Annotated in this window: 13 protein-coding genes; 12 read left to right on the forward strand and 1 reads right to left on the reverse strand. The window is 48.0% G+C overall.

The annotated features are described in order from the left end of the window. Positions 1-218: 218 nt before the first annotated feature. From HU147_RS09290 to HU147_RS09325, 8 genes are all read left to right on the forward strand, one after another. Positions 219-1,454: an argininosuccinate synthase gene (locus HU147_RS09290; protein WP_224075988.1), complete on the forward strand. Its 1,236-nt coding sequence runs from the start codon at positions 219-221 to the stop codon at positions 1,452-1,454. Next, entirely contained in the window at positions 1,451-2,824 is a 1,374-nt protein-coding gene (gene argH / locus HU147_RS09295) for an argininosuccinate lyase (RefSeq protein ID WP_224075957.1), read from the forward strand. Before HU147_RS09290 ends, argH begins: the two co-directional genes overlap by 4 nt. 264 nt (positions 2,825-3,088) lie before the next feature. Beyond that, on the forward strand, positions 3,089-4,369 hold the full coding sequence (locus tag HU147_RS09300; protein WP_224075958.1) for a Y-family DNA polymerase: 1,281 nt from the start codon (positions 3,089-3,091) through the stop codon (positions 4,367-4,369). A gap of 117 nt (positions 4,370-4,486) precedes the next feature. Beyond that, positions 4,487-6,241, forward strand: coding sequence for an ABC transporter ATP-binding protein (locus HU147_RS09305; protein ID WP_224075959.1), 1,755 nt, complete (start codon positions 4,487-4,489; stop codon positions 6,239-6,241). Further along, positions 6,241-8,010 (forward strand): ABC transporter ATP-binding protein, encoded by a 1,770-nt coding sequence (locus HU147_RS09310; RefSeq protein WP_224075960.1) that lies wholly within the window; start codon positions 6,241-6,243, stop codon positions 8,008-8,010. Before HU147_RS09305 ends, HU147_RS09310 begins: the two co-directional genes overlap by 1 nt. A 405-nt stretch (positions 8,011-8,415) precedes the next feature. Then, positions 8,416-9,126 carry a cytochrome c biogenesis CcdA family protein gene (locus HU147_RS09315; protein WP_036809163.1) on the forward strand — a complete coding sequence of 237 codons (711 nt, stop codon included), beginning with the start codon at positions 8,416-8,418 and terminating at the stop codon, positions 9,124-9,126. 83 nt (positions 9,127-9,209) lie between these two features. Beyond that, positions 9,210-9,719: a CcdC family protein gene (locus tag HU147_RS09320; RefSeq protein ID WP_224075961.1), complete on the forward strand. Its 510-nt coding sequence runs from the start codon at positions 9,210-9,212 to the stop codon at positions 9,717-9,719. Between the two features lie 42 nt (positions 9,720-9,761). After that, positions 9,762-9,986: a DUF3953 domain-containing protein gene (locus HU147_RS09325; RefSeq protein WP_224075962.1), complete on the forward strand. Its 225-nt coding sequence runs from the start codon at positions 9,762-9,764 to the stop codon at positions 9,984-9,986. Positions 9,987-10,032: 46 nt separating this feature from the next. On the opposite strand, the gene HU147_RS09330 is transcribed toward HU147_RS09325, so the two are convergent. Then, entirely contained in the window at positions 10,033-10,497 is a 465-nt protein-coding gene (locus HU147_RS09330) for a DUF2621 family protein (RefSeq protein WP_176294875.1), read from the reverse strand. Positions 10,498-10,588: 91 nt separating this feature from the next. On the opposite strand from HU147_RS09330, the gene HU147_RS09335 reads away from it, so the two are divergent. The 4 genes from HU147_RS09335 (at position 10,589) to HU147_RS09350 (ending at position 11,884) form a co-directional block, all read left to right on the forward strand. Further along, positions 10,589-10,807, forward strand: a complete 219-nt coding sequence (locus tag HU147_RS09335; RefSeq protein WP_224075963.1) for a DUF1659 domain-containing protein — start codon at positions 10,589-10,591, stop codon at positions 10,805-10,807. Positions 10,808-10,827: 20 nt separating this feature from the next. Then, a complete protein-coding gene (locus tag HU147_RS09340; RefSeq protein ID WP_224075964.1) occupies positions 10,828-11,043 on the forward strand; it encodes a DUF2922 domain-containing protein in 216 nt (71 codons plus the stop codon). A gap of 56 nt (positions 11,044-11,099) precedes the next feature. After that, entirely contained in the window at positions 11,100-11,228 is a 129-nt protein-coding gene (locus tag HU147_RS09345; RefSeq protein WP_074511431.1) for a YvrJ family protein, read from the forward strand. A gap of 95 nt (positions 11,229-11,323) precedes the next feature. After that, positions 11,324-11,884: an SCO family protein gene (locus tag HU147_RS09350; RefSeq protein ID WP_224075965.1), complete on the forward strand. Its 561-nt coding sequence runs from the start codon at positions 11,324-11,326 to the stop codon at positions 11,882-11,884. The last annotated feature ends 145 nt before the right edge of the window (positions 11,885-12,029 follow it).

Raw genomic sequence — 12,029 nt, forward strand, 5'->3', positions numbered from 1 at the left:
GCGGAACGCGTCCGGCTGAAACGGAGAATCCGGCATGTCTTGTTGCATATTCCTACATCTCTCAAGCATAAAAATTCTTTTGCCTACAAACTCAAGCAGCTAGCGCTGCTTTTTTTTATGCAAAAACATGAATTAATTTACTTGCACTTATAAATAGTCCGTGCTATTATATGTATATTCACATCATATAACTGTATAAAAATACACTGGAGGTTTTCATATTGAATAAAAAAATCGTACTCGCATACTCAGGCGGATTAGATACATCGGTAGCCATTCCATGGCTGAAAGGACAAGGCTACGACGTCGTCGCGGTTTGCCTGGATATCGGGGAAGGCAAAGATTTAAACTTCATTAAACAAAAAGCGCTTCAAGTCGGCGCGGTGGAAAGCTACATGATCGACGCAAGAGAAGAATTTGCCGATGAATACGCACTTATTTCATTGCAAGCCCATACTTTATATGAAGGCAAATATCCGCTTGTGTCGGCATTGTCGCGTCCGTTGATCTCCAAGAAATTGGTTGAAATCGCAGAAGAAACCGGTTCAACTGCTGTTGCCCACGGCTGTACAGGAAAAGGCAACGACCAGGTGCGTTTTGAAGTATCGATCAAATCATTGAACCCGAATCTTGAAGTCGTAGCGCCTGTCCGTGCTTGGGCTTGGTCGCGTGACGAAGAAATCGCTTATGCCAAAGAAAACAATGTGCCGATTCCGGTAAACTTGGACAGCCCGTTCTCGATTGACCAAAACCTTTGGGGACGCGCCAACGAGTGCGGCGTTTTAGAAGATCCGTGGGCTTCACCGCCAGAAGAAGCTTATGACATTACAAACGCATTGGAAAATACACCGGATACGCCGGATGTGGTGGAAATCGAATTCGCCAACGGCGTGCCTGTTCAGTTGAACGGCGTTTCGTATACATTCGCGAACCTCATTTTGGAATTAAACAAACTGGCCGGCAAACACGGCGTCGGCAGAATCGACCATGTGGAAAACCGTTTGGTCGGCATCAAATCACGTGAAATCTATGAAGCTCCAGCGGCCATGACATTGATTGCGGCGCATAAAGAGCTTGAAGACATCACGCTGGTGAAAGAAATGGCGCATTTCAAACCGGTCATCGAGAAAAAATTAACGGAATTGATCTATGAAGGATTGTGGTTCTCTCCACTTCGTACCGCTCTTCAGGCATTCCTGAAAGAAACGCAAGTATTTGTCAACGGCACAGTGCGTGTAAAATTGTTCAAAGGCCATGCCATCATCGAAGGGCGTAAATCGGCTAACTCGCTGTATAGCGAACAATTGGCGACGTACTCTACAGACGATACGTTCAACCACGACTCGGCTGTCGGCTTTATCGAATTGTGGGGCCTTCCGACTGTTGTCAATTCAATGGTCAACAAAAAAGAAGTCGTTGTTCCTGAAAACGTGAAAGTAGGCGTTCAATCATGACCAAACTGTGGGGAGGCCGTTTCCAAAAATCGGCCGAACAGTGGGTCGATGAGTTCGGAGCTTCAATTTCTTTTGATCAGAAATTAGTCATGGAAGATTTGGAAGGCAGCACGGCGCATGTGAAAATGCTGTCAGCCTGCCAGATCCTTACGGAAGACGAAGCGGCGCTGATCCTATCAGGTCTTGAAACCTTGAAAGAAAAAGCACAAGCCGGCGATCTGGAATTCAGTGTTTCGAATGAAGACATCCACTTGAACTTGGAAAAGCATTTAATCGATGAAATTGGTCCGGTCGGCGGCAAGCTGCATACCGCTAGAAGCCGCAACGACCAAGTCGCGACCGATATGCATCTTTATTTAAAAAATCGGGTAAAGGAAATCATCGAAGCGGTTGCGGCTTTCCAGTCGGCGATTGTGGAGCAGGCCGAAGCGCACGTGGATACCATTGTGCCCGGCTATACGCATCTGCAGCGCGCGCAGCCCATTTCATTCGGCCATCACTTGCTGACGTATTTCTGGATGCTCGAACGCGATAAGGAACGCTTGACGGAATCGCTGAAACGCATTGATCTGTCGCCGCTTGGCGCCGGTGCAATGTCCGGTACGACTTTTCCGATTGACCGTGAAATGTCTGCGGAATTGCTCGGTTTTTCAGGCGTCTACCAAAACAGCCTGGACGCCGTCAGCGACCGCGATTTCATCGTGGAATTTTTGAGCAATGCTTCGATGCTGATGATGCATATGTCGCGTTTTGCCGAAGAAATCATTCTTTGGTCGAGTGAAGAGTTCCGTTTCATCGAACTCGATGATGCGTTCTCGACCGGCTCAAGCATTATGCCGCAAAAGAAAAACCCGGATATGGCGGAATTGATCCGCGGCAAGACCGGGCGCGTCTACGGCAATTTGTTCGGCTTGCTGACCACTTTGAAAGGCCTGCCGCTTGCCTACAATAAAGACATGCAGGAAGACAAGGAAGGCATGTTTGATACCGTCCACACGTTAATGGGCTCGCTGCCGATATTTGAAGGCATGGTCCGCACGATGACGGTCCGCATCGATTCGATGGAAAAGGCTGTGCATTCGGATTTCTCCAATGCTACAGAGCTTGCCGACTATTTGGCGGCAAAAGGCATGCCGTTCCGCGAAGCGCATGACGTGACCGGCAAACTGGTATTCACCTGCATCCAGCGCGGTTATTTCCTGAAAGATTTGCCTCTTTCGGATCTGCAGGATGCCAGCCCATTGATTGGCGAAGACATTTACGAAACCTTGAAGCCGAAAACTGCCGTGCAGCGCAGAAATTCGCTCGGGGGCACAGGATTTGATCAAGTACACCATCAACTGGGACTTGCCAAGCAACTCATCGGGTGAAAAGTCCAATCATATAAGCCAGATGCGCTTGGTACCCGTATCTGGAAGCTGGAAGCCGATTTTCCTCTCCCCTAAGGAAAATCGGCTTTTACATTTGTTTTATCCAAAACGGCTTGCCTCTTTCACAAAGGCAAGCCGTTTTTTCTTTGCCCAATGACTTCCGATACAGCTGCTGCGGGTTTAAGGCCTGACAAAAACGGTTATTGATTAAGAACAAGTGTTCCTATATGCTTAAAGAAGAAAGAGAAAAAGGAGGCGAAAGGCATGTATGAAGGATTGAAGATACGGCCGATCATCTGCCTCGATATGCGGAGTTTCTACGCCAGCTGCACGGCAATTGACCTTGGCCTGGATCCATTGACTGCCTGCATTGCCGTTATCGGCAACCAGGAGCGGCGCGGCAGTGTAGTGTTGGCAGCCTCGCCGATGCTGAAAAAAGAATTCGGCGTGCGGACCGGCACCCGGCTCTTCGAAATTCCGGACGATCCGCGCATTTTGAAAATCGAGCCAAAAATGGGCTTTTTTCTGGATGTATCGATGGAAATTACCCGTTTGCTGAAAGAATATGTTCCTACTGAAGCGATCCATGTGTACAGCGTCGATGAAAGTTTTGTCGATTTAAGCGGCACCCGAAAATTATGGGGGACGCCGGAACAGTTGATTGCCCGCATCCAGGACGATATCATCCGCCAGTTCTGTTTGCCTTCCGCAATCGGCATGGGCCCGAATATGCTGATGGCGAAACTGGCACTCGATTTGGAAGCCAAAAACAAAGGGTTTGCGAAATGGGATTTTGCAGATGTGCCGGAAAAATTATGGCCGGTTGCACCGCTCAGCAAAATGTGGGGAATCGGTTCACGGCTCGAAGCCACATTGAACGGCATGGGCATTTTCTCTGTCGGCGACTTGGCGCATACGGAATTGGCGCAGCTTGAAGCCAGTTTCGGGATACTGGGCAACCAGCTGTACCACCACGCTTGGGGCATCGATTTGTCCGAGCTGGGCCCGCCGATCATCGAAGGGCAAGTGAGTTACGGAAAGGGGCAGATTCTGTACCGCGATTATACAACTGCCCGGGATATTTTGACGGTGCTTCTTGAAATGGCTGAAGATGTAGCCAGACGGGCGCGCACGGCAGGGAAAGCGGGACGGACGGTAACACTTTCGGTCGGCTACAGCAAAAAAGCGTTCGGCGGCGGTTTCCACCGGGCCCGCACCATCGACGAAGCGACCAATGAGACCCTGAAAATCTATGCAGTGTGCAAGGAATTGCTGGAGGAGTTTTATGACGGCCGCCCGGCGAGAAGGCTCGCCATTACATTGACAAAGCTCGAAGATGAAACCTCCATGCAATTGAGTTTGTTTGAACAGCGCAAATGGCAGACGCGCAAACTCGGGGAAGCGATGGACCAACTGCGGTCAAAATACGGGCCGACCGCCGTCTTGCGGGCGGTTTCCTATACAGAAGCCGGCACGGCACGTGAACGCGCCCGCCTGATCGGCGGCCATAATGCAGACGGCAGCTTTGAAGAAACGGAAGAATGATGGCTGCCCAATTTATTTCAAAACTCGAATTATTTTCTATCTTTCCATAAATAAGCTTGGTAAAATAAAAAAAGAATCCACTCATACATATATTTTAAAGAGCAAGGGGAAAAGAATATGCGCGTTTTTTGGGAGTTGGGCTGGTTTTTCAAGGAAAGGAAAAAGCAATACATGACAGGAGTCATCCTGCTCTTGTTTGTGGCATTTCTCGGTGTGCTGCCGCCGCGCATTATCGGATTTGTCGTCGACGAAATTGGGCGGGGCACTTTGACGCCCGCTTTTTTGGTGAAATGGCTGGGTATACTCGGCGCTTCGGCGCTTTTGATGTATGCGCTCCGTTATGCCTGGCGTTTGATGATTTTCGGTTCATCGATCCTGCTGGCACGGAATTTGCGTGAACGCCTGTTCACTCATTTCACCCGGATGTCGCCGGCATTTTATCAGAAGCGGCGGGTCGGTGATTTGATGGCGCATGCCACGAACGATTTGCAGGCGGTGCAGCAGACAGCCGGCATCGGCGTTTTGACACTGGTCGATTCGATTGCGACAGGCGGTTTTGTCATTGCGGCGATGGCCCTGACCGTCAGCTGGAAGTTGACATTGATCGTGCTGCTGCCGATGCCGCTGATGGCGTATATGACCAATTATTACGGCAAGCTGCTGCACGAACGGTTCCACGGAGCGCAGGAAGCTTTCTCCAGCCTTAATGACAAGACGCAGGAAAGCATTTCCGGCATGAAAGTGATCAAGACATTCGGGCAAGAAAAGCAGGACATTGACGACTTCAAGAGGTTGTCCGACCGTGTAGTCGATGAAAACATCCGGGTGGCCCGGGTCGATTCGCTGTTTGATCCGACCATTTCGGCGATTATCGGTGTCTGTTATTTCCTGGCGCTCGGATTTGGTACATATTTTGTCATGAACGGCGAAATGACCATCGGCGATATGGTGGCCTTCACTACCTATCTTGGTCTGTTGGTTTGGCCGATGCTTGCTTTCGGCTGGCTTTTCAATATCGTTGAACGCGGGCGGGCTTCCTATGACCGGATCCGCCGATTGCTTGCAGAACCGGTCGATATCGATGACCAGGAAAACGCCGTTGATGTGCGTCCGCAAGGCGATATTGTCTTTTCGCTTGAACAATTCCAATTCACCGGCGACGACCGGGCGGCGCTCCGGGATATTTATTTCATCTTGCGGCGCGGAGAGACGCTTGGCATTGTCGGAAAGACCGGTTCCGGAAAATCGGCAATTTTACGCCTGCTCTTGCGTGAATTCGACCATTATGAAGGCGACATCACGTTTGGAGGCATTTCAGTCAACGACTACAAAAAACAGCAATTGAGAAAAGCCATCGGCTATGTGCCGCAGGACCACTTCCTGTTTTCCACGACAATAGCCGGCAATATCGCTTTTGCCCGGCCGGAAGCGACGCTTGATGAAGTGCATGAGGCGGCAAAGCTTGCCCATATCCATCATGATATCCTGAATTTTACGGAAGGCTACAACACGGTCGTCGGGGAACGCGGCGTGTCGCTGTCTGGCGGCCAGAAACAACGGATTTCCATTGCCCGGGCGTTGATGATGCAGCCGGAACTGCTGATTTTGGACGACTCGTTGTCAGCGGTCGATGCCAAAACGGAAGAAGCGATCCTTTCTTCTTTGAAAAAAACACGGACCGGCGCCACGACGATCATCACGTCCCACCGCTTGAGCGCGATCCAGCATGCGCACCAAATTATCGTCATGCATGAAGGCACAATTGCCGAAATCGGCACCCACGACCAATTGATGAAGAAAAAAGGGCGCTATTACGAAATGTATGAGCTGCAGCAATTGGAAGCGCTCGTCGAACAGGGAGGCGAAGCGTAATGGAAAAACCGAAAGAATTGACCGGCAAAGACCAATGGCTCGTCTTTAAACGCTTGTTGAAGTATTTGGCGCCGCATAAGAAAATGCTGGCAGTCGCCATGCTCCTGTTGGTGCTGTCCGTCATTGGCGATGTGCTGGGGCCGGTCCTGATCAAGACATTCATCGATGATTACTTGACGCCCGGTTCGTTTCCAACCGGCCCGGTCGTCGGGCTTGCGCTGGGCTATTTTTTCATCCAGGTTTCCAATGTGGTCATCAGCTATTTTCAACTGCTGAAATTCCAGGAAGCGGCACTGAAAATCATTCAGCAGCTGCGCATTGATGTTTTCACGAAAGTCCAAAATCTTGGCATGCGCTATTTCGACCGGACCCCTGCCGGCAGCATGGTGTCGCGTGTTACGAATGACACCGAAGCCATCAAAGAAATGTTTGTCAGTGTCCTGATCGGATTTGTGCAAAGCATCTTCTTGATCGTCGGCGTTTATATCGCGATGTTCTTCCTGAATGTTCGGCTCGCCCTTATTACGCTGCTGGTGCTGCCGGTACTTGTTTGGATCATGTATTTGTACCGCAAATACAGTTCGGAATTCTACCAGGACCTGCGTGAACGGCTCGGCCAGCTGAATGCCAAATTGTCCGAATCGCTGCAAGGAATGGGCATGGTCCAGGCTTTCGGCCAGGAAGCGCGGCTGCAGGATGAATTCAATGAAATCAACGAGAAGCATTGGCAGGCAGGCAAACGCAATATCAAATTGGACGGCTTGCTTCTGCATCCGGCAATTGATCTGGTATATGCCCTCGCACTGATCCTTTTGCTCAGCTACTTCGGCGTAACGTCATTTACAAATACGGTGGAAGTAGGCGTCCTGTATGCCTTTGTCGCGTACATCAACCGCTTTTTCGAACCGGTCAACCAGGTCATGGAGCGGCTGTCGATTTTCCAGCAGGCGATCGTATCGGCATACCGCGTTTTTGAATTGCTCGATGAAGACGATTTGGCGCCGGCGCAAGCCGGGACAGGCGGAGAAATTGCCGACGGAAAAATCGAATTCCGCAATGTCAGCTTTTCCTATGACGGCAAAGCCGATGTATTGAAAAATATCAGTTTCACGGCAATGCCGGGGGAAACCGTGGCGCTTGTCGGCCATACGGGGAGCGGAAAAAGTTCCATCATCAATTTGCTGATGCGGTTTTATGAGTTTGAACGGGGCGATATCCTGATTGACGGGCAGTCGGTGAAAGCATACCCGGCAAAAGAGCTGCGCAGCAAAATGGGGCTTGTTCTGCAGGATCCGTTCCTGTTCTACGGTACGATTGACAGCAATATCCGCTTGCACAACCGCAGCATGACGGATCAGACGGTCCAGGCTGCAGCACAATTTGTACAGGCTGACCGTTTTATCAATGAATTGCCAAGGGGCTACCAGCAACAAGTGACGGAACGTGGATCTACGTTTTCAAGCGGACAACGGCAGCTTGTGGCATTTGCCCGGACGATGGCCACTGATCCCAAAATACTGGTGCTTGATGAAGCGACGGCCAATATTGACACCGAAACCGAAATGGCCATCCAAGTTGGGCTTGAGCGGATGAGGCAGGGGCGGACAACGATTGCCATTGCACACCGGCTCAGCACAATCCAGGACGCCGAACTGATTTTGGTGCTGCACCACGGTGAAATTGTCGAACGGGGCACGCATCAGGAATTATTGGCAAAACGCGGACTGTACCACAAAATGTACTTGCTTCAAAATGGCATTGTGGAATAAAACAAAGGAACGGTTGCGGCCGTTCTTTTTCAATTTCTGAAAATAGGCTTTAACCTGTAATAAATGTAGAAAACTACAAAAGGGAAAAACTAAAAAAGCAGTAAAATTCAGAATCAAATTGAAAAGCACTTTTTCCTTAATACATGTAGAAAGCTACATAAGGAAAATAATAAAAAATCAAAACAAGCAACAAGAAGAAAAACACAAATGCATAAAAACGACCAAATGATGAAAAACAATAAGCTTAACTAACCAACGACAGTTAACTATTCAGCAAAGAACTAGGCTTGGTTGCCGAAATACCCCTTCGGTTTTCAATGTCCACAAAGATGTCACAGGCAAAGAGGCGGTCATGTAAAGACAAATTTGGTAAGATAGGGAGAGCATAGTGAAAGGGTGACAATTGTGGCCAGTGATATCAATTTGTTTCTCGCCTTTGGTGCGGGATTTTTGAGTTTTATTTCGCCCTGTACGCTGCCGTTATATCCGGCATTTTTGTCGTATATAACCGGGATGTCGATAGATGAACTCAAAAATGACAAAAAGGTCATGCGCAAACGTGGCATGTACCATACATTATTTTTCCTATTAGGGTTTTCAACCATTTTTATTGCCCTCGGATTCAGCACTTCTTTCTTTTACGAATGGTTTGTTCGATACGATGAATTGATCCGCCAAGTCGGCGCTATTTTCATCGTCTTGTTCGGCCTGATGATTGTCGGTGTGTTTACACCAAAATTCTTAATGCAAGACCGGAAAGTGTCGTTTAAAAACCGGCCGTCCGGCTTTCTTGGAACATTCGTTATCGGTCTGGCTTTTGCGGCAGGATGGACGCCGTGTACCGGACCGATCACAGCAGCCATTTATGCGCTTGCTGCAACGAACCCAGGGTCTGGCATTTGGTATATGGTCGCGTATATTCTTGGATTTGCGATTCCGTTCTTCGTCTTGTCATTCTTTGTGGCACAGACAGGATGGCTGCGCCGCAATAGCCAGAAGATCATGACCGTTGGCGGCTATGTTATGATTGCTGTCGGTGTGCTTCTGTTTTTTGACGGAATGACGTATTTGATCCGTATCTTGAGCCCGGTTTTCGGGGATTTCCAAGGATTCTAATGATAGAGCAGGTGGAAGCATGAATACTAGATTTATAATAGAAGAAACTGGCCTAAAAATACGGAGCTTCGGAGTTGACCGACATGTTTGAGTTTCTTGAAATGGTTCCTCCTTGGATCATGCTGGTGGTAACCACTGTCGGGGCGCTGGGTATGGGGATTATGGCAATGATTGTCCGCAGCAAATCTGCTAAAAAACCGGCTTCGGCGAAAAAAATCATTTTGCCTCCTTTATTTATGTCTACGGGGGCTTTGATGTTCGTATTTCCTTTTTTTCGAGTCGCCCCTATCCAAATAGGAGAAGCGCTTCTCGTCGGCGTATTGTTTTCAACGGTGCTGATATGGTCATCCAAGTTTGAAGTCCGGGACGGCGATATTTATTTGAAGCAGTCAAAAGCCTTTGTTTTTATCCTGATCGGCTTATTGCTGATCCGTGTGATTGGCAAAGTCGTGTTAAGTTCCACAATTGATGTTGGGGAACTGGGCGGCATGTTCTGGATCCTGGCATTCGGCATGATCGTCCCATGGCGTTTGGCCATGTACATGCAGTACAGAAAATTGCAGGGAAAAATGGAAAGTGCAGTTCCTAATTGAGGAACTGCACTTTTTAACTAAACTGATTCCGGGGGCAGCCATTTGAAAATTTTGCGCTTTGTTATAGGACTTATTGTGATCGCCATATCGGTATATGGCTTAACGACAAAAGATTACACGTATTCAGCGTTTTCTACTTTGTTTATGGGTTTCTTTTTTGCCTTATTCGGCATTGAGGAACTCCGGAACAATCGCAAAAAAGGGCTCGGTTATTTCTTTCTTGCCGTGGCTGCCTTCATCTTAATCATGGCGCTTTTCAGTTTTTGAGTGCTTCGGACATAAAAAAGCCGTTCCTATAAAGGAACAGCTTTTTTTATTTCCCAAAATATTGTTCATAAGGAGCGATATCAATTTGCATTTCCGCCAGCTTTTTCCGGAGAAATTTGTGGTCGCGTTTTGGAGTCGCAATGATATATCCCCGAATAATATGTTCAAGCTTCATTTTCTTCACTTTTTCTTCCAACAGAATTTGGCCGATTCTGCCTGCGATTTTCTGCTTAGCGACCGGACGGAACAAATCCGGAACCGGCTGCACGAGTTCATTCAGCATCGCTTTTTCTTCTGTTCCCCACAAGTGGATGGTTTTATCCACGTAATACTCTTCCCAGTTCAAATCCGATAAGCCGTCTTTTTTTGGCATCGACTTTAAAAACTTCCGGAACATGAAATAGCCGCCGATTGCAAACAAGCCGACCAATACCACGACCCAGAACAGGATAAACCATAAAAACCAGCCTTCAAGTGCCACTTCGTTCACCTCGTTTATTCTTACCTTCATCTATTATAGAAGGATTTTCGTAAAAATTCATCCAAAAGGTATCTCTTTTTTCGATTTGTGTCTATATAGCGAATGAAAGGAGGTGATCGACATGGCAGCAAGCGAATTTAAAAATGCAAGCATTCGGTGCACGTATGACAACGGCTTGGACGACAAAGGCAAGACGAAGAAAAAAGTGAAAGCGTACCACAACGTAACGGAAACAGCTGCGGCTGACGCCATTCACGCGGTAGCAATCGTTTTGACAGGCTTTGGCACGAAAGAGCTGATGTTCCTGGAAAAACAGTCTGGGCTCAACATTTACGCATAATGACAAAGGGGGAATAAGGAATGGCGAAAACATTGGAATTGATCTTTGCCACAGCAGCGGGCAAAGAAGTCACGCTGTCGGTAGAAGAGCCGCGCGAGAACGTCACGCCGCTTGAACTTCAGGCAGGCATGCAGACGATCATTGCACAAAATATTTTCGAAGTGGAAGGTTCACATTTTGCCACCGCCAAAGGTGCACGCATCGTGGAACGCAACGTCGTCGAATACGAAGTTTAACAAGTGGGCTCTCCTGATTCGGGGGAGCCTTTTTGAATAGAAGCGAGGTGAAAAAAATGGATGAGTGGATGCGGTTAATCCAAGAAGTGGGCTTCCCGATTTTTGTATCCTTTTACTTGATGCACCGGGTGGAAGCAAAGCTTGTGGCGATACACGATGCACTGGTGACATTAAAACTTTCCTGACTTCACAGATTTGTGACAAAGAGCAGAGAGGTTCAGTTGAATTGGCCAAGAGCATTCGATATGATTAAGGTTATGGATGAATGGAGGAATGCATCATGAGACATTTGCGAATTGCCCTCCTGATGGGGCTGATCCTGATTCTTTCAGCCTGCGGCAATCAATCAATTGAGGATTTTTCCTATACCGATCATAGAGGGGAGCAAGTTTCCCTGGATAGCTTAAAAGGGAAGCCATGGCTTGCCACTTTTGTCTTCACCAATTGTGAAACGGTGTGCCCGCCGATGACCTTTAACATGGCCGGCATCCAGGAAAAACTGGTGGAAGAAGGCATCGAAGATTATAAAATTGTGGCGTTCAGTGTGGATCCGAAAGAAGATACACCCGAGAAAATGCAGGAGTACTTAGGCAATTTTTCAGTGCCTGATGAATCGAAATGGCATTTGCTGACAGGGTACAGCCAAGAAGAAATTGCGGATTTTGCCATCGATAATTTCAAGGCTTTGGTTAAAGACGATCCAAACAGCAACCAAGTGGTCCACGGCACTTCGTTTTATTTGATGGATGCAGAAGGGGCCGTCGCCAATAACTACGATGGCTATACAGATGTGCCGGTAGATGAAATTGCGGGCGACTTAAAAGAATTGATCCAACAATAAAAACCGGTCATAGACCGGTTTTTTCAGCTTGTTGAGAAACTAAGGTTTTGACCATCAAGCTCTTTGTTTTTGAATGAAAAATCAATTGAACATCGAGTTTTTAGACCCTCCTGTTAAGCAGGAGGGTCATTTTTTTGATATTCTG

The sequence above is a fragment of the Planococcus chinensis genome, from assembly GCF_020071995.1.
In the GTDB taxonomy this organism is placed as follows: Bacteria; Bacillota; Bacilli; order Bacillales_A; family Planococcaceae; genus Planococcus; species Planococcus chinensis_A.